Genomic DNA, 18134 nt, shown 5'->3' with positions numbered 1-18134 from the left:
CGATTGCGGGGCTTTTTTATGGTTCTTCGCATAGTTTGGAGAAAGTGCGGGTTGACACACCAGACTGGCAATTACGTGTGAGCTTTCGATGACTTGGCACTCTCCATTCACACGCCGCCTAGCCTGATAGGTTTCGCCCCTTACGGGCGACTTACTTTCTTTGCTTGTGCAAAGAAAGTAAGCAAAGAAACACACCCCTACATACGGCCCCGGCTGCGCCGGGGTTCCCTCGCTCCATCACCACTCCAGGGGCACGCTGCGAAGGGCCATCCATGGCCCATCGCAGCTCTCGCGACATCCATGTCGCTCAACCCCTTCCACGGCGATTCCACTCGGCCTCCTGAAGGGGACTTGGGTGTCGTCTGTGAGATCGCGGTGAAAGAGCAAAAGCCAGACGCCGCTGAGGTTAATTACGTGGAGATTACGCAAGCTCGCGACCTGGTCCCCTTCAGGAGGCCGAGTGGAGGTGTTGCGTAGGGGAGCGAGCCGCATGGATGCGGCGAGAGGCTTAATGGGCCAAGGATGGCCCATGTAAGCCGGCCTCCGGAGCGGCGCCGGAACGAGGGAAGTTTCGCGCAGCGAAACCCGGATGTCGGGGTGCCCTTCTTTGGCACACCTTTCTTGGGCAAGCAAGAAAGGTGTGGCGCCCGTAAGGGGCGCAACCCAAACGTTCAGGCGACGCGGAAATGGATAGTGCTAAGTCAGTAAGTGATACGCACACAAACTTGCCAGCCTGGTGTCAAGCGTATCCTCCTCGCGAAAATGCGAAGAACCTTTTTATTAGGTAAAGATCGCCGGCTCCGCGCGTGGCCAGGAATGAAAAAGCCCCGCATCACTGCAGGGCTTCTCGTTCAGCGCAAGAACATCAGATCGCGCCGCGGCTGCGCAGCAGGTCCAGAACCGCCTTGACGCCCTCCTCGACCGACTGCGTCTGGGTGTCGATCACCAGATCGGCATCCAGCGGCACGTCGTAGGGGAAGCCTTCGCCGGGAATATTGTCCCCCCCTGCGGCATACAGCCCCTGCGGATCACGCTCGGCGCAAATCTGCGGCGAAGCCTGAACGTAGACGGTTACCAGACGCTCGCTGCCGATCAGCGCCCTGGCCTGCTCGCGACCTTCGGCATCCGGGGCGACGAAGGCCGCCAGGGCGATCAGCCCGGCCTCGTTGAACTGACGCGCGACGTGCGCGGCACGACGCCAGTTCTCGGCGCGGCCGGCACGATCCTGCGGCAGGCCCTTGTTCAGGTCGTGGCGCAGATTCTGGCCATCGAGCACGTAAACCGCACGCCCCATGTCAAACAGCTTGCGCTCGACCGCATAGGCCAGGGTGCTCTTGCCGGCGCCGGACAGGCCGCTGAACAGCACGGTGGCCGGCTGCTGGCCGAAGCGCGAGGCACGCTCCTCGGTCGATACGTGCGCCAGACGGCCATGCTGACCGCCGCCATGGCTAACCGGATCGGCGATGATCATACCGGCGCCAACGGTGCCATTGGTCAGGCGGTCGATGACGATAAAGGCGCCGGTGGTGCGGTTGTACTCGTAGCCATCCAGAGCAATCGGCGCATCCAGGGCGACCTTGACCCGGCCAATTTCGTTGAGTTTCAACTCACTGGCAGCACCCTGTTCCAGGGTATTCACGTCGACGCGATGGACGATGCTCGGGATCGACCCCGGTACATAGCTGGTGGCGCGTTTGATGTCGTACTTCTTGCCCGGCAGCATCGGCTCTTCGCCCATCCACACCAGCATGGCCTCGAAGCTGTCGGTGACCTGCGGACGGTTGTCGGCATGCACCAGCATGTCGCCACGCGACACGTCGATCTCGTCTTCCAGGGTCAGGGTAATAGCCTGGCCCGGGCCGGCGTGCTCCAGCTCGCCCTCGAAGGTGACGATGGACTTGACCTTGCTGGTCTTGCCCGAAGGCAGCGCCATGACTTCATCGCCCTTGCGCACGATGCCACTGGCCAGGGTGCCGGCGAAACCGCGGAAGTTCAGGTTCGGGCGGTTGACGTACTGCACCGGGAAGCGCAGGTCATCGAAGTTGCGGTCGCCAGCGACCTCAACGCTCTCGAGAATCTCCATCAGCGACTGGCCGGTGTACCAGGGCGAGCGCTCGGATCTGTTGACCACGTTGTCGCCCTTGAGCGCCGACATCGGCACGAACTCGAGGGTGGTCGGGCGCAGGCCGATCTTCTCGGCGAAGGCCAGGTAGTCGGCCTTAATCTGCTCGAACACGCCCTGATCGAAGTCCTTGAGGTCCATCTTGTTGACGGCGACAACGATGTGCTTGATGCCCAGCAGGGAGGCGATGAAGCTGTGGCGCTTGGTCTGGGTCTGCACGCCGTAACGGGCATCGATCAGGATGATCGCCAGGTCGCAGGTCGAAGCGCCGGTGGCCATGTTGCGCGTGTACTGCTCATGGCCGGGGGTGTCGGCGATGATGAACTTGCGCTTGGCGGTGGAGAAGTAGCGGTATGCCACATCGATGGTGATGCCCTGCTCGCGCTCGGCCTGCAGGCCGTCGACCAGCAGTGCCAGGTCGATGTCATCGCCGGTAGTGCCGACCTTCTTCGAATCCTTGGTGATGGCTTCCAGATGATCCTCGTAGATCATCTTGGAGTCGTGCAGCAGGCGGCCGATCAGCGTGCTCTTGCCGTCATCGACGTTGCCGCAGGTAAGAAAGCGCAGCAGCTCCTTGCGTTCGTGCTGGGCCAGATAGGCGAGGATATCCTCGCTGATCAAATCAGACTGATGACTCATGATGAGGAATCCTTAGAAGTAGCCCTGGCGTTTTTTCTCTTCCATCGAACCGGCGGCGTCGTGATCGATGACCCGCCCTTGCCGTTCGCTGGTCTTGGTCAGGAGCATTTCCTGGATGATTTCCGGCAGCGTGGTCGCGGTGGACTCCACCGCGCCGGTCAACGGGTAGCAGCCAAGGGTACGGAAACGCACCATCTTCTTGGTGATGCGCGCCTTCTCTTCATCGGACAGGTGCTCGAGGATGCGCTCGTCGTCGATCATGATCAGCGTGCCGTTCTTCTCGATGACTTCGCGCTCGGCGGCGAAGTACAGCGGCACGATTGGAATCTGCTCGAGGTAGATGTACTGCCAGATGTCCAGCTCGGTCCAGTTGGACAGCGGGAAGACGCGGATCGACTCGCCCTTCTTCACCTTGCCGTTGTACACGTTCCACAGCTCGGGACGCTGGTTCTTGGGGTCCCAGCGGTGCTTGCTGTCGCGGAAGGAATACACGCGCTCCTTGGCGCGCGATTTCTCTTCGTCGCGGCGCGCGCCACCGAAGGCGGCGTCGAAGCCGTACTTGTCCAGCGCCTGCTTGAGGCCTTCGGTCTTCATCACGTCGGTGTGCTTGGCACTGCCGTAGGTGAAGGGGTTCATGTCCTGCGCCACACCGTCGGGGTTGATGTGGGTCAGCAACTCCAGGCCATACTCACTGACCATCTTCTCGCGGAAGCGATACATCTCCTGGAACTTCCAGCGGGTATCGACGTGCAGCACCGGGAACGGCAGCTTGCCAGGGAAGAAGGCCTTGCGCGCCAGATGCAGCATCACGGCGGAGTCCTTGCCGATGGAATAGAGCATCACCGGGTTGTCGAATTCGGCGGCCACTTCACGAATGATGTGGATGCTTTCCGCCTCCAGCTGCTTCAGATGGGTCAATTTGTCGAGCATGGCTACTCACGGTTTGCTGTTATGGGGCCGGCGGGCCGTGGACGAGCGCGCACTCTACCACAGCGTCTGCTTATACTCAGGGCGCCGGTTAGACCGAAACGATCTAGCGTTATGCCTGCCCGTACGGGCGATTCAGATCGGGTTGGGGCAGTCGATGAACAGGTGTTCGAGGGCGAAACGCCGTGCCAGATAATCACCCAGCGCCTGCACGCCGTAGCGCTCGGTGGCGTGATGACCGGCCGCGATGAAGCTCACGCCATTCTCACGCGCGCTGTGGAAGGTCTGCTCGGAGGCTTCGCCGGTCAGGTAAAGGTCGACACCGGCAGCAATCGCCTGGTCGATATAGCCCTGCCCGCCACCCGTGCACCAGCCGACGCGACGGATCAGCCCGCCGCCCGCAACCAGCAGCGGCTCGCGCCCGAGCACCTGCTGGATGTGCCGGGCAAAATCGGCGGCGCTCATCGGCTCGGCCAGTGAGCCGACAAGGCCAACGGTACGCGGGTTTTCCGGCTCCAGCGGGCCTTCGACGACGATGCCGAGTTGACGTGCAAGCTGCACGTTGTTGCCCACCTCGGGGTGCACATCCAGCGGCAGGTGATAGGCCAGCAGGCTGATGTCGTGCGCCAGCAGCGCTTTCAGGCGACGCTGCTTCATGCCGGTGACGCAGGGGTTTTCGCCCTTCCAGAAGTAGCCGTGATGCACCAGCAGCACATCGGCCTTGGCGTCGATGGCGGCCTCGATCAATGTCTGGCTCGCGGTAACGCCGCTGACGATACGGCTGACCTGCGGACGCCCCTCGACCTGCAGCCCGTTAGGGCAGTAATCGCTGATGCGTGACGCGTTCAGAAAAGCATCTGCTTCTTCCACTAGCGTGGACAGGGCAATGGCCATGAAGATTCCTCACAAGCTGTTGCGGGCCGCTGCCTAATTGGCGAGCGCCTCACTATAATGCGCCACCTTAAGGGCCGGATTTGGCCCCCGCAACCCTCAGGATTGTCTCGATGCCCCAGGCACTGCGTTTTCTCGGTTGGCCCCTGCTGGTCGGTGTGTTATTCGCACTGCTGCTGATCCAGCGCTACCCGGAGTGGGTCGGCTTGCCCCGCCAAGAAGTGCAGCTGGTACAGGCACCGCTCTACAGCCGCCTGCAGGAAGGCCCAGTGTCCTACTCCAAGGCAGTCGATACCGCATCGCCAGCCGTCGCCAACTTATACACCACCAAGCTGGTGAGCAAACCCGCCCATCCGCTGTTCGAAGACCCAACCTTCCGCCGCTTCTTCAGCGACAACCTGCCCCGCCAGCAACGTATGGAGTCGAGCCTCGGCTCGGCGGTGCTGATGAGCCGTGAAGGCTACCTGCTGACCAACAACCACGTGGTCAGCGGCGCTGACCAGATCATCGTCGCCCTCAAGGACGGCCGCGAAACCCTGGCACGGGTGATCGGCAGCGACCCGGAAACCGACCTGGCCGTATTGAAGATCGACCTGCCCAACCTGCCGGCGATCACCTTGGGGCGCTCCGACAGCATTCGCATCGGCGATGTGACCCTGGCCATCGGCAACCCCTTCGGCGTCGGCCAGACCGTGACCATGGGCATCATCAGCGCCACCGGGCGCAACCAGTTGGGCCTCAACACCTACGAAGACTTCATCCAGACCGATGCGGCGATCAACCCAGGCAACTCTGGCGGCGCACTGGTCGATGCGCACGGCAACCTGGTGGGCATCAACACGGCGATCTTTTCCAAGTCCGGCGGCTCGCAGGGCATCGGCTTCGCCATCCCGGTGAAACTGGCCATGGAAGTGATGCAGGCGATCATCGAACACGGCAAGGTGATCCGCGGTTACCTCGGTGTCGAGGTGCAGCCGCTGACGCCGGAGCTGGCCGAATCCTTCGGTCTCGATGGACGCCCCGGCATCGTCGTGGCGGGTGTCTATCGCGATGGTCCGGCGCAGAAAGCCGGCCTGCAGCCGGGCGATCTGATCCTCAGCATCGATGGCGAAGCGGCCAGCGACGGCCGCCGCTCGATGAACCAGGTCGCGCGTACCAAGCCAGGCGACAAGATTCGCATCGACGTGTTGCGCAACGGCAAACCGCTGCAGCTGACCGCCGAAATCGGCATCCGCCCGCCAGTCAACGACAACTGAGTTCTACGCAACGAAATAGCCGGCATCACGCCTAATGCCAGTCAGTTAAGTGCCTAAACGCTTGGTTTACGGGCGCTGCAATCGTATAGGAACGAATTTAACTGTTGCCCGGCGGTTCGACTTGTAGGGTGGGCTTCAGCCCACATTGGCCGCCGTTGGAGGACTGAAGCGGAGCGCCGCCCGGGCCACCCTACAAAAGCCAAAAACCTTATCTGATCGACATTAGGGTCTGTTGCCGTTTCGCGCACGCCCGCGTCGAAACGGCAACAGACCCTAGGCATCACGCCGGCTTTTTCGTGCACTGCAGCTAACAGTCGGGCGCCTTCAGAGCCCCCGCAACGCGTCCAGCAGCGCCTGATTCTGCTCCGGCGTACCGATGCTGATACGCAGGAACTGGGCGATGCGCTGTTGCTTGAAGTGACGCACGATCACCCCCTGCTCACGCAGCCCGGCTGCCAGAGTCGCGGCATCCTTGTCCGGATGACGGGCGAAGACGAAGTTCGCCGCCGAAGGCAGCACCTCGAAGCCCAGCCCCTGTAGACCGGCGACAACTACCTCACGACTGTCGATCACTTGCTGGCAGGTTTTCTCGAAATAAGCGCGATCCTCGAACGCCGCCGCAGCACCCGCGATGGCCATGCGATCGAGCGGATAGGAGTTGAAGCTGTTCTTGATTCGCTCCAGCGCCTCGATCAGATCCGGATGACCGACCGCAATGCCCACGCGCAAGCCCGCCAGAGAGCGCGACTTGGACAGGGTCTGGGTGACTAGCAGATTCGGGTACTTGTCGACCAGGGCGATGGCCGTCTGGCCGCCGAAGTCGATATACGCCTCGTCTACCAGCACCACGCTGTCCGGGCTGTTCTGCAGCAGGCGCTCGATGGCCTCGAGCGGCAGCAGACAGCCGGTCGGCGCATTGGGGTTGGGGAAGATGATGCCGCCATTGGGCCGAGCATAATCCTCCACGCGGATCTGAAACTGCTCGTCCAGCGGCACCTGTTGCTGCTCGATACCGTACAGGCCGCAATAAACCGGATAGAAGCTGTAGCTGACATCCGGGAACAACAAAGGCGCGTCATGCTGGAACAGGCCATGGAACGCGTGCGCCAGCACCTCGTCAGAGCCGTTGCCGACGAACACCTGATTGGTCTGCACGCCATAGTAGTCGGCCACTGCCTGCTTCAGGCGATCGCTGTTGGGGTCCGGGTACAAACGCAGGTTGTCGTTGACCTCGGCCTGCATCGCCGCAATGGCCTTGGGCGATGGGCCGTAGGGGTTTTCGTTGGTATTGAGCTTGACCAGCTTGCTCAGCTTGGGCTGCTCACCTGGCACATAGGGCACCAGGTCTTTGACAAAGGGGCTCCAGAATTTGCTCATCCGCCCTTCTCTCCTCGAAATGGTTCGATCTGCTTGATGTAGGAGCCGGCTTGCCGGCGATACTTTCAGGCACGGCTCGCCAGCGAGCTGGCTCCTACAGGTTCGGACTGGCCTATGGCTTGATACGGTACTCGGCGCTACGCGCATGCGCGGTCAGCGATTCGCCACGGGCCAGCACCGAGGCGCTCTTGCCCAGCTCCGACGCGCCATCCGGCGAGCAGAAGATGATCGACGAGCGCTTCTGGAAGTCGTACACCCCCAGCGGCGAGGAGAACCGCGCGGTGCCGGAAGTGGGCAGCACGTGATTCGGGCCTGCCACGTAGTCGCCCAGGGCTTCTGCTGTGTAGCGGCCCATGAAGATCGCACCGGCGTGGCGAATCTCGGGCAGCCAGGCTTCCGGATCGGCGACCGACAGCTCCAGGTGCTCCGGCGCGATGTGGTTGGCCACCTCGATGGCCTGCGCCATGTCGGCCACCTGGATCAGCGCGCCACGGCCTTCCAGCGAGGTGCGGATGATCTCGGCACGCTCCATGGTCGGCAGCAACTTGGCGATGCTCTCGGCGACGCGGTCGAGGAAGGCGGCATCCGGGCTGACCAGGATCGACTGAGCATCTTCGTCGTGCTCGGCCTGGGAGAACAGATCCATGGCGATCCAGTCCGGATCGGTCTGGCCGTCACAGACCACGAGGATCTCCGACGGGCCGGCGATCATATCGATGCCCACCTTGCCGAACACATGGCGCTTGGCGGTGGCCACATAGATGTTGCCGGGGCCAACGATCTTGTCCACCGGCGGCACGCTCTCGGTGCCGTAGGCCAACGCGGCCACAGCCTGGGCGCCACCGATGGTGAACACGCGGTCGACGCCGGCGATGGCGGCAGCAGCGAGAACGATCTCGTTGATCTCACCGCGCGGGGTCGGCACCACCATTACCACTTCCGGCACGCCGGCGACCTTGGCCGGAATGGCGTTCATCAGCACCGAGGACGGGTAGGACGCCTTGCCGCCCGGCACGTACAGGCCGGCGCGATCCAGCGGGGTGACCTTCTGCCCCAACACCGTGCCGTCGGCTTCGGTGTAGCGCCAGGAGTCCTGCTTCTGCTTCTCGTGGTAGCTGCGCACCCGCTCGGCGGCCACTTCCAGCGCCTGGCGCTGCTCGGCACTGATTCGGGTCAGGGCCAGTTCCAGGCGCTCGCGCGGCAGGATAAGGTCGGCCATGGAGGCGACCTGCAGACCATCGAAACGCTGGGTGTATTCGACAAGAGCAGCGTCGCCACGCTCGCGCACGGCCTGGATGATTTCCAGGACGCGCTGGTTGACGCCATCGTCGGAGACACTTTCCCAGGACAGCAGATGATCCAGATGACGCGCGAAGTCCGTATCGGCGGCGTTGAGTCGGCGGATGGCAACGGGTGCGGTCATAGCGAAAGCCTCATTAAATGGCGTTTTCTCGGGCGCCCGTAATGTAGCAAGCCCACCGTGCGGGCACCCAAGAAAAATGGCTATGACACGGATAGGCTGGAGAAAACTCTGAACAGTCACTCCCGCGAAGGCGGGAGCCCAGGTGCTGCATGTTCTGGGTTCCCGCCTTCGCGGGAATGACGACTGCTTCAGCGCTTACTCGAAAGAGATCAGTGCGGATGTCGCGCCTCGATGGCGCTACGCAGGGTGTCGATCAGGGACTGGATGCGCGCGTGCTGCATCTTCATCGAAGCCTTGTTGACGATCAGGCGCGAGCTGATGGTGGCGATCAGCTCCTGCGGTTCCAGACCGTTGGCGCGCAGGGTGTTGCCGGTGTCGACCACATCGATGATCCTGTCCGCCAGGCCCACCAGCGGCGCCAGTTCCATCGAGCCGTAGAGCTTGATGATATCGACCTGACGGCCCTGCTCGGCGTAGTAGCGCTTGGCGACGTTGACGAACTTGGTGGCCACGCGCAGGCGGCCTTTCGGCTCCGGCGCACCGACCTTGCCAGCCGTCATCAGCTTGCATTTGGCGATCTGCAAATCCAGCGGCTCATAGATGCCCTGGCCACCGTACTCCATCAGCACGTCCTTGCCCGCCACGCCGAGGTCGGCTGCGCCATGCTCGACGTAAGTGGGCACGTCGGTGGCACGTACGATCAGCAGGCGCACGTCATCCTGAGTGGTCGGGATGATCAGCTTGCGGCTCTTGTCCGGGTTCTCGGTCGGCTCGATGCCCGCCGCCGCCAGCAATGGCAGGGTGTCATCGAGAATGCGGCCTTTGGACAGGGCGATGGTCAGCATGGAACGGTTTCCTTGAGCGGTAGCGGCCTCCCGAGAAGGTTGGCCACACTATCTGCGATCTCGCGAGCTAGAGTCATGCAAGGCAAAAACAGGCGAGGAAGCGGAGTTTACAAGTTGCAAATGAGCATTCGACCGGGCTGGCGTTCCAGACTGTTTTTAACGCAGCAGAACCGACGCGCAGCAGATCGCCATCAACCCGGAACGCGGCGGATCTTGGCGCCGAGCAGTTGCAGCTTCTCTTCGATGCACTCGTAACCACGGTCGATGTGGTAGATGCGGTCGATCAGCGTATCGCCGTCAGCCACCAGCGCAGCCAGCACCAGGCTCGCCGAGGCGCGCAGGTCAGTCGCCATCACCGGTGCGCCCTTGAGCTTGTCGACCCCGGTAACCACGGCCGTATTGCCTTCGACCAGGATGTTGGCGCCCATGCGCAGCATCTCGTAGACATGCATGAAACGGTTTTCGAACACGGTTTCAATGATGGTGCCGGTGCCTTCAGCTACCGCGTTCAGGGCGATGAACTGCGCCTGCATATCGGTGGGGAACGCCGGATAGGGAGCGGTACGCAGGTTGACAGCCTTGGGGCGCTTGCCCTTCATGTCCAACTCGATCCAGTCCGGACCGGTGGTGATTTCGGCGCCTGCTTCCTGCAGCTTGGCCAGCACGGCCTCCAAAGTCGAAGGATCGGCGTCCTTGACCTTGACTCGACCACCGGTAACGGCAGCGGCCACCAGGTAGGTGCCGGTCTCGATACGGTCGGGCATGACGTTGAAACGCGCGCCATGCAGGCGCTCGACGCCGTCGATGATGATGGTGTCGGTACCGGCACCCTGGATCTTCGCGCCCATGGCGATCAGGCAGTTGGCCAGGTCGACCACCTCAGGCTCACGCGCGGCGTTTTCCAGCACGCTGCGGCCCTTGGCCAGGGTCGCGGCCATCATGATGTTCTCGGTGCCGGTCACGCTGACCACATCGAAGAAGAAATGCGCGCCACGCAGGCCACCTTCCGGCGCCTTGGCCTTGATGTAACCACCCTCGACATCGATGATCGCCCCCATGGCCTCGAGGCCACGGATGTGCAGATCGACCGGACGCGAACCAATGGCGCAGCCGCCCGGCAGCGCCACCTCGGCCTCACCGAAACGCGCAACCATGGGGCCAAGCACCAGAATCGAGGCGCGCATGGTTTTTACCAGCTCGTAAGGCGCGACCAGGGTCTTGATGGCGCGCGCGTCGACCTCGACTGCCAGCTTCTCGTCGATCACCGGCTCGATGCCCATGCGACCGAACAGTTCGATCATGGTGGTGATGTCGTGCAGGTGCGGCAGGTTGCAGATGGTGACGGGCTCGTCGCCCAGCAAAGTGGCCGCCAGAATCGGCAGTGCAGAGTTCTTCGCACCGGAAATGCGGATTTCGCCATCGAGGCGAACGCCGCCGGTAATGATCAGTTTATCCATAGGAATCTCGTCGCCCGCAGGCTCAGGAACGCGCGGCCCAATCGGCCTGGCTGAAGAATTTCATGGTCACCGCATGGATGCTGCCATCGGCGATCCAGGCATTGAGGTGAGCATAGATCTGCTGCTGACGCTTGACCGGACTGAGGGCGGCCAGTTCGTCGCTGATCAGGTTGAGCTGGAAGTTACAGCCTTCGCCTTCGACTTCCACCTGGGTATTCGGGAGTTTTTCCTCTAGGAGGCTTTTTACTTCTGCAGCCTGCATGCTCGACCTCGACTGACGCATTCGGGCTACCAGCGCCCGCGGGTCGGCCATCATACAAAAAAGCCTCCCGCCTGCGAACCCCGCCAGCACCGGCACAGACGCAACGACGGGAAACGCTTCACGCTTGCAGCGGCAGCAACTCCAGCAAGCCGCTGACCTGAGCGATCTCGCGCATGTCGTCGGGCAGCGCGCTGATGGTCAGCTCACGCCCGGCCTTGCGCGCATCGCGCATGAACGCCAGCAACAGCGCCAGGCCGACGCTGCTGGACTTTTCCACCGCGCTGCAGTCGAGCGTCAGACGCGTCGCGCTGCTGGCGGCGATCAGGCGCGCGCCCTGCTCACGCAGCAGCGGACCGGTGCTGTAATCGAGCACACCGCTGAGCTGCAATTGCCCAGCAGCGCGCTCGCCAATGCTCGCCTGACTCACGATTCGCCTCGAGCCTGACGCGCCCTGGCCACTGTGTCAGCCCAGGTGTCGATGACCTTGTCGAGATCGTTGCGGTTGTTCTGCATCGACTGGGCGAACTGATCGCGGAACAGCTTGCCGACGTTGATGCCGTTGATCACCACGTTACGCAACTTCCAGCGACCATCGATCAACACCATGGTGTAGGACAGCGGGTAGACCACGCCCTTGCCATCACGAATTTCCATGCCGACCGAGGTGCGCTCGCCCTCGGCCCCGCCGCTGGCTGGCAGCACACGAATGTCCTGGTTGTTGTACTCGAGCAGGGCGTTGCCATAGAACTGCATCAGGCTGCGCTTGAAGTTCTCCTGAAAGCGGCTCATCTGCTCAGGCGAAGCCTGACGCGAATAGCGCACGGTCATCACGCCACGGGCGATGCCTTCGACATCCACCACCGGGCCGAGAATCTCGTTGAGCGAGTCGTAGAAGGCATTGGGATTGTTGCGGTACCGCTCCTTATTGGCCTTGAGGTCCGCCAGCAGGGTTTCGGTGGTTTGCTGCACCACTTCATGGGCGCTTGGTGCAGCGATGGCCAGCAGCGGCATGGCAGCCAGCAACACCAGCAGGGAATTACGCACGGTTTTGAACATGTCAGGAGCCCTCATCAATTGGCCTCATCTTTATTGACCGAATTGAGCAGGAATTTGCCAATCAGGTCTTCCAGCACCAGCGAGGACTGCGTGTCGTGGATGGTGCTGCCGTCCTTGAGCACCTCCTCGTCACCACCAACGCTGATGCCGATGTATTTCTCACCGAGCAGCCCCGCAGTCAGGATCGACGCAGTGGAATCCTCAGGCAGGTTATTGACGCCGCCATCGAGCTCCAGGGTCACCCGGCCCATGTAGCTGTCACGATCCAGATCGATCGCAGTGACCTTGCCGATGCTCACGCCGGCCATGGTGACCTTGGCGCGCACGGTCAGCCCGGCGATGTTGTCGAAATAGGCGTAGACCTTGTAGGTATCGCCAGCACTGCCGACGCTCAGGCCGCTGACGCGCAGGGCCAGCAACAGCAGGGCCAGCACACCGGCCATGAGGAACAGGCCGACACCAATCTCCAGCGTGCGGTTTTGCATCAGAAATCTCCAAACATCAAAGCGGTCAGAATGAAATCCAGGCCAAGCACGGCCAGCGAGGCGTACACCACGGTGCGCGTGGTCGCACGGCTGATGCCTTCGGAAGTGGGTTCACAGTCGTAGCCCTGGAACACGGCGATCCAGGTCACCACGAAGGCGAAGACGATGCTCTTGATCACGCCGTTGAGCACGTCGTCATAAAAGGAAACACTGTTCTGCATGTTGGCCCAGAACGAGCCCTCGTAGACGCCCAGCCAATCCACGGCGACCATCGCCGCACCCCAGATACCGACCACGCAGAAGATCATCGCCAGCAGCGGCATGGAGATGAAGCCGGCCCACAGCCGCGGTGCGACGATGTACTTGAGCGGGTCGACGCCGATCATCTCCAGACTGGAGAGCTGCTCGGTGGACTTCATGTTGCCGATTTCGGCGGTCAACGCGGAACCGGCGCGACCGGCGAACAGCAGCGCGGTGACCACCGGGCCCAGTTCACGCAGCAGGGTCAGGGCGACCATCTGCCCCACAGCCTGCTCCGAGCCATAGCTGACCAGAATGTTGTAGCCCTGCAGGGCCAACACCATACCGATGAAAATGCCGGACACGACGATGATCGCCAGCGACATCACGCCAATCGCGAACAGTTGCTTGATCAACAGTTGAAAAGGCTTGCCAGCGCGGCTGCGCCCGAACAGAGCGTTGACCAGAAACAGGACAGAGCGCCCCAGGGTCGCGACCACATCGATACCCGCACGACCGAACAGGCGCAGCCGTTCGAGCGGTGAAATTCTGCGCATCAACCTCTCCCCAACAGATCTTCGCGGTAGTCCGGCGCTGGAAAATGAAACGGCACCGGACCATCCGGGATGCCCTTCATGAACTGGCGAATGCGCGGGTTATCCGACTCCATCAACTCGGCCGGTGTGCCCTGCCCCAGCACCTGTGCATCACCGACGACATAGATGTAGTCGGCGATACTGGCGGTTTCTGCAAGATCGTGAGAAACCACCACACTGGTGATCCCCAGCGCATCGTTGAGCAGGCGGATCAGGCGCACCAGGACGCCCATGGCGATGGGGTCCTGACCGACGAAAGGCTCGTCATACAGCAGAATCTGCGGATCGAGTGCAATGGCTCGGGCCAGCGCGACACGGCGCTTCATGCCCCCAGACAACTCGTCCGGCATCAGCTCCAGCGCTCCGCGCAGGCCAACGGCCTGCAACTTCATCAGGACGATGTCGCGGATCATTTCTTCCGGCAGTTGGGTATGCACACGCAGTGGAAAGGCCACGTTCTCGAACACATCGAGGTCGGTGAACAGTGCACCGCTCTGAAACAGCACGCCCATCTGCTTGCGCATGTCGAACAGCTCGTCGCGCGACAGCTTCGGCAGGCTGACGCCCGCTACACGAACATCACCGGCCGAAGGACGCAGCTCGGCAGCGATCAGACGCAGCAGCGTGGTCTTGCCGCAGCCGGACGGCCCCATGATGCCGGTCACCTTGCCGCGCGGTATGCGGATATCGACCTGGTCGAAAATCGACCGCGCGCCGCGCTGAAAGCTCACGCCCTGCAACTCGATCGCGTACTCGTGCTCGGCGCTCATCTGAACTCCTTGAAAATCAGGCCTTCCTGGCAGACGCCGCCTCCAGAAGCGAGGACACGCGCCAGCCAGAGGGGGCCAAAATGGCCGCGAACTATAGCATTTGCCGAACATCTCGCCCAATAGCACCACGGCGCAGCGTTCAGACTTGCGACAGCTTCGGCACTGCCCTGCATACGGCAAAGGTGAGCACGACAAGCTTTTCCCGTTATAATCCTCGTCTTTTTTCGCCCGACAGCCTTGCCCAGCATGAACCAGACCCGTGACCTGATTGATTCCGCGCAGCGCACCATCCGCCTCGAACTTGAAGCGGTACAGGAGCTATTGCCCCGCATCAATGCCGATTTCATCAAGGCCTGCGAGCTGATTCTCAGTTGCAAGGGACGCGTGGTAGTAGTCGGCATGGGCAAGTCCGGGCATATCGGCAACAAAATCGCTGCGACCCTGGCCAGCACCGGCACCCCCTCTTTCTTCGTCCACCCGGCAGAAGCCAGCCATGGCGACATGGGCATGATCACCAAGGACGACATCGTCCTGGCGCTGTCGAACTCGGGCTCGACCGCCGAGATCATCACCCTGCTGCCGCTGATCAAACGCCTCGGCATCGGCCTGATCAGCATGACCGGCAACCCGGATTCTCCATTGGCCAAGGCCGCCGATGTCAATCTCGATGCGCGCGTCTCGCAGGAAGCCTGCCCACTCAACCTGGCGCCGACCTCCTCGACCACCGCCAGCCTGGTACTGGGCGACGCACTGGCCATCGCCCTGCTGGAAGCGCGCGGCTTCACCGCCGAAGACTTCGCGTTTTCCCATCCGGGCGGCGCCCTTGGCCGGCGCCTGCTGCTCAAGGTAGAGAACGTGATGCACGCAGGCGATGCCCTGCCACGTGTACGCCGCGGCACCAGCCTGCGCGACGCCCTGCTGGAAATGACCCAGAAAGGCCTGGGCATGACCGTGGTTCTGGAAGAAGACGGCCGCCTCGCCGGCATCTTCACCGACGGCGACCTGCGCCGCACCCTGGACAAGGGTATCGACGTGCGCCAGGCATTGATCGACGAGGTGATGACCCCGCACGGCAAGACCGCTCGCGCCGAGATGCTCGCGGCCGAGGCCCTGAAGATCATGGAAGACCACAAGATCAATGCGCTGGTGGTGGTCGACGACCTGGACAACCCGGTCGGCGCCCTCAACATGCATGACCTGCTACGCGCCGGAGTGATGTGATGAACGACCTGCTGCAACGCGCCCGCGCCATCAAACTGGCGATCTTCGACGTCGACGGCGTGCTGACCGACGGCCGCCTGTACTTTCTCGAAGACGGCAGCGAGTTCAAGACCTTCAACACACTCGACGGTCACGGCATCAAAATGCTGATCAACTCAGGTGTGCGCACCGCCATCATCAGCGGGCGCAAAACCCCGGTGGTCGAGCGCCGCGCCAATAACCTGGGTATCCAGCACCTGTTCCAGGGTCGTGAAGACAAACTCGTGGTACTCGACGGCCTGCTCGCCGAACTCGGCCTAAGCTATGAACAGGTCGCCTATCTTGGTGACGACCTACCAGACCTTCCGGTGATTCGCCGTGTCGGATTGGGCATGGCCGTAGCCAGCGCCGACAGCTTCGTGCGCCAGCACGCCCATGGCGTCACCCAGGCACGCGGCGGCGACGGTGCGGCACGGGAATTCTGCGAACTGATCATGCGTGCCCAGGGCACACTGGATGCGGCCCAGGCCGCCTACCTGTAGAGAACAGCATGCCGCGTAAAATCCTCAACACTCTGATCTTTGCTCTGATTGCAGTCGTCGTGGCCGCACTCGGCTACTGGAACCTTGCCCCGGACAGCGCACGCCAAGCCCAGCGGGCCAGCGACAACAACGTCGTTGACTTCTATGCAGTGGGCGCGCGCACCGTGCAGTTCCAGGATGACGGCAAACTGCACTACCGCATGACCGCGGACAAGCTCGAGCACATCAAAAGCACCGACATCACCCTGATCGACGCCCCCAAGCTGGAGCTCTATCGCGGCACCGAGCTGCCCTGGGAAGTCACCAGCCAGCGCGCCGAAGTCTCGCCTGGCGGCGTCGAGGTAGAACTGATCGACGACGTGCGCATCGCCCGCACCGACGCCAAGAACCGTCCAACCATCATCACCAGCAGCCGCATGACCGTTATTCCTGACAAGGAATATGCGCAGACCGAGCAAGCCGTTAGAATCGTCGCGGCCAACGGGGTAACCACGGCACAAGGAATGAAAGCGTACTTGAATGACGGCAGGATGCTCCTGCAGTCCAACGTAAGAGGCCAGCATGAGGTTCGTTAATACCCTCCCCCTGATTCTCAGCCTCGGCGCCGCATTGGGAAGCGCGGCTGCCTGGGCACTGCCATCGGATCGTGATCAACCGATTCGCATCCAGGCCGACAGCGCAGAACTGGATGACCGACAAGGTGTAGCCGTCTACCGCGGCGATGTGATCATCACTCAGGGCACCCTGAAGATCACGGGTGACACCGTCACCATCACCCAGACCGCCAGCGGCGATATCGACGTCTTCACCTCGGTGGGCAACCTGGCCTACTACGAGCAGAAGCCAGCCGTGGACAAGGACATCGTCAAGGCCTACGGCAAGACCATCCAGTACTTCGCCAGCAATGAGCGCATCGTACTGATCGACCAGGCCAAGGTGATTCAGGAAGGCAATACCTTCGAAGGCGAGAAGATCGTCTATGACACCCGCCGCCAGATCGTCAACGCCGGCCGCGCAACAGGCGGCAACATCAGCACGCCGCGCCCGCGTATCGACATGGTCATCCAACCGAAGAACAAACCCGCGGATCAGCAGCAGTAATGGCCATTCTCAAAGCCCAACACCTGGCGAAAAGCTACAAGAGCCGCCAGGTCGTGCGTGACGTCAGCCTGAGCATCGAAAGCGGTCAGATCGTTGGCCTGCTCGGCCCCAACGGCGCCGGCAAGACCACCTGCTTCTACATGATCGTTGGCCTGGTACGCGCCGACCAGGGCCGCGTGCTTATCGACGACCTCGACGTCAGTCATCAGCCCATGCACGGTCGCGCGCGCGCCGGCATCGGCTACCTGCCGCAGGAAGCCTCGATCTTCCGCAAGCTGTCGGTGACCGACAACATCATGGCCATCCTCGAAACGCGCAAGGACCTGGACCGCGCCGGGCGCCAGGCGGAACTGGAAAGCCTGCTGCAGGAATTCCATATCCACCATATCGCCGACAGCCTCGGCATGAGCCTGTCCGGCGGTGAGCGACGCCGCGTAGAGATTGCCAGAGCCCTGGCCACCAACCCCAAGTTCATTCTGCTCGACGAACCCTTTGCCGGGGTCGACCCGATCTCCGTCGGCGATATCAAGCAGATCATCCATCACCTCAAGACCAAGGGCATCGGCATCCTGATCACCGATCACAACGTGCGCGAAACCCTGGACATCTGCGAGACCGCCTACATCGTCAACGATGGACAGCTGATCGCCGAAGGTGACGCCGAGACCATCCTCGCCAACCAGACGGTGAAAGAGGTTTACCTGGGCCACGAATTCCGCCTGTAGCAGGCTGCGTGAAAACTACTGCACTCGGTGATGCTGCGTTAAAAACAGGCTCAAAATGCTCATTTACAGTCGTAAACTGCGCTTTCTCGCTTGTTTTTGCCTTGCCTCACCTTCGCTCGCTACGCTTTCACACAACCTGTAGGTCGCTCACTATTTCGCTACAGAAATATTGCAACCCCTAGGCAAAAACGAGAAATTCAGGCATATAATTTGCTTCCTG

At 61.9% G+C, this 18134-nt stretch carries 19 protein-coding genes; 6 read left to right on the top strand and 13 right to left on the bottom strand.

Annotated elements, in window-relative coordinates:
- Positions 1-865: 865 nt before the first annotated feature.
- From cysN to PSOLE_RS07865, 3 genes are all read right to left on the bottom strand, one after another.
- On the bottom strand, positions 866-2761 hold the full coding sequence (gene cysN / locus PSOLE_RS07875) for a sulfate adenylyltransferase subunit CysN (RefSeq protein WP_074855449.1): 1896 nt from the start codon (positions 2759-2761) through the stop codon (positions 866-868).
- A gap of 12 nt (positions 2762-2773) precedes the next feature.
- The gene (gene cysD, locus PSOLE_RS07870; protein ID WP_074855447.1) at positions 2774-3691 is read right to left on the bottom strand and encodes a sulfate adenylyltransferase subunit CysD; all 918 of its coding nucleotides are present in this window, start codon (positions 3689-3691) and stop codon (positions 2774-2776) included.
- 132 nt (positions 3692-3823) lie between these two features.
- The gene (locus PSOLE_RS07865; RefSeq protein ID WP_084344014.1) at positions 3824-4582 is read right to left on the bottom strand and encodes a Nif3-like dinuclear metal center hexameric protein; all 759 of its coding nucleotides are present in this window, start codon (positions 4580-4582) and stop codon (positions 3824-3826) included.
- 110 nt (positions 4583-4692) lie between these two features.
- Here PSOLE_RS07865 and algW point away from each other — a divergent pair, with 110 nt between their 5' ends.
- The gene (algW, locus tag PSOLE_RS07860; protein ID WP_074855444.1) at positions 4693-5835 is read left to right on the top strand and encodes a Do family serine endopeptidase AlgW; all 1143 of its coding nucleotides are present in this window, start codon (positions 4693-4695) and stop codon (positions 5833-5835) included.
- A 324-nt stretch (positions 5836-6159) separates the two neighbouring features.
- Here algW and hisC read toward each other — a convergent pair whose 3' ends face one another.
- The 10 genes from hisC to PSOLE_RS07810 form a co-directional block, all read right to left on the bottom strand.
- Positions 6160-7212 carry a histidinol-phosphate transaminase gene (gene hisC / locus PSOLE_RS07855; RefSeq protein WP_074855443.1) on the bottom strand — a complete coding sequence of 351 codons (1053 nt, stop codon included), beginning with the start codon at positions 7210-7212 and terminating at the stop codon, positions 6160-6162.
- 112 nt (positions 7213-7324) lie between these two features.
- Complete coding sequence (gene hisD, locus PSOLE_RS07850) at positions 7325-8635, bottom strand: histidinol dehydrogenase (RefSeq protein WP_074855442.1); 1311 nt, start codon at positions 8633-8635, stop codon at positions 7325-7327.
- A 209-nt stretch (positions 8636-8844) separates the two neighbouring features.
- A complete protein-coding gene (gene hisG, locus PSOLE_RS07845; RefSeq protein WP_003459272.1) occupies positions 8845-9480 on the bottom strand; it encodes an ATP phosphoribosyltransferase in 636 nt (211 codons plus the stop codon).
- A gap of 191 nt (positions 9481-9671) precedes the next feature.
- Entirely contained in the window at positions 9672-10937 is a 1266-nt protein-coding gene (gene murA / locus PSOLE_RS07840; RefSeq protein WP_003459269.1) for a UDP-N-acetylglucosamine 1-carboxyvinyltransferase, read from the bottom strand.
- Between the two features lie 22 nt (positions 10938-10959).
- The gene (locus tag PSOLE_RS07835; RefSeq protein WP_003459267.1) at positions 10960-11199 is read right to left on the bottom strand and encodes a BolA family protein; all 240 of its coding nucleotides are present in this window, start codon (positions 11197-11199) and stop codon (positions 10960-10962) included.
- Positions 11200-11317: 118 nt separating this feature from the next.
- Entirely contained in the window at positions 11318-11626 is a 309-nt protein-coding gene (locus PSOLE_RS07830; protein WP_003459265.1) for an STAS domain-containing protein, read from the bottom strand.
- The gene (locus PSOLE_RS07825; RefSeq protein WP_039964321.1) at positions 11623-12255 is read right to left on the bottom strand and encodes an MlaC/ttg2D family ABC transporter substrate-binding protein; all 633 of its coding nucleotides are present in this window, start codon (positions 12253-12255) and stop codon (positions 11623-11625) included. Before PSOLE_RS07825 ends, PSOLE_RS07830 begins: the two co-directional genes overlap by 4 nt.
- Before the next feature lie 14 nt (positions 12256-12269).
- Positions 12270-12740 (bottom strand): outer membrane lipid asymmetry maintenance protein MlaD, encoded by a 471-nt coding sequence (mlaD, locus tag PSOLE_RS07820; protein WP_017678927.1) that lies wholly within the window; start codon positions 12738-12740, stop codon positions 12270-12272.
- Positions 12740-13537 (bottom strand): lipid asymmetry maintenance ABC transporter permease subunit MlaE, encoded by a 798-nt coding sequence (mlaE, locus tag PSOLE_RS07815; protein ID WP_074855441.1) that lies wholly within the window; start codon positions 13535-13537, stop codon positions 12740-12742. Before mlaE ends, mlaD begins: the two co-directional genes overlap by 1 nt.
- Positions 13537-14346: an ATP-binding cassette domain-containing protein gene (locus PSOLE_RS07810; protein WP_003459253.1), complete on the bottom strand. Its 810-nt coding sequence runs from the start codon at positions 14344-14346 to the stop codon at positions 13537-13539. Before PSOLE_RS07810 ends, mlaE begins: the two co-directional genes overlap by 1 nt.
- Positions 14347-14592: 246 nt before the next feature.
- Here PSOLE_RS07810 and PSOLE_RS07805 point away from each other — a divergent pair, with 246 nt between their 5' ends.
- From PSOLE_RS07805 to lptB, 5 genes are read left to right on the top strand one after another with little or no spacing between them, the layout of a single operon-like run.
- The gene (locus PSOLE_RS07805) at positions 14593-15567 is read left to right on the top strand and encodes a KpsF/GutQ family sugar-phosphate isomerase (protein WP_074855440.1); all 975 of its coding nucleotides are present in this window, start codon (positions 14593-14595) and stop codon (positions 15565-15567) included.
- Positions 15567-16088, top strand: coding sequence for a KdsC family phosphatase (locus PSOLE_RS07800; RefSeq protein WP_021488072.1), 522 nt, complete (start codon positions 15567-15569; stop codon positions 16086-16088). Before PSOLE_RS07805 ends, PSOLE_RS07800 begins: the two co-directional genes overlap by 1 nt.
- An 8-nt stretch (positions 16089-16096) precedes the next feature.
- Positions 16097-16663 carry an LPS export ABC transporter periplasmic protein LptC gene (gene lptC / locus PSOLE_RS07795; RefSeq protein WP_003459241.1) on the top strand — a complete coding sequence of 189 codons (567 nt, stop codon included), beginning with the start codon at positions 16097-16099 and terminating at the stop codon, positions 16661-16663.
- Positions 16650-17189: a lipopolysaccharide transport periplasmic protein LptA gene (gene lptA / locus PSOLE_RS07790; RefSeq protein ID WP_003459239.1), complete on the top strand. Its 540-nt coding sequence runs from the start codon at positions 16650-16652 to the stop codon at positions 17187-17189. The genes lptC and lptA overlap by 14 nt, the downstream gene beginning before the upstream one ends.
- Positions 17189-17914, top strand: coding sequence for an LPS export ABC transporter ATP-binding protein (gene lptB, locus PSOLE_RS07785; protein ID WP_003459236.1), 726 nt, complete (start codon positions 17189-17191; stop codon positions 17912-17914). Before lptA ends, lptB begins: the two co-directional genes overlap by 1 nt.
- Positions 17915-18134: the final 220 nt, after the last annotated feature.

It is taken from the genome of Pseudomonas oleovorans subsp. oleovorans (assembly GCF_002197815.1).
GTDB lineage: Bacteria > Pseudomonadota > Gammaproteobacteria > Pseudomonadales > Pseudomonadaceae > Aquipseudomonas > Aquipseudomonas oleovorans.
Note: the sequence above shows the minus strand (reverse complement) of the source record. Positions and strands in the feature narration are given on the sequence as shown.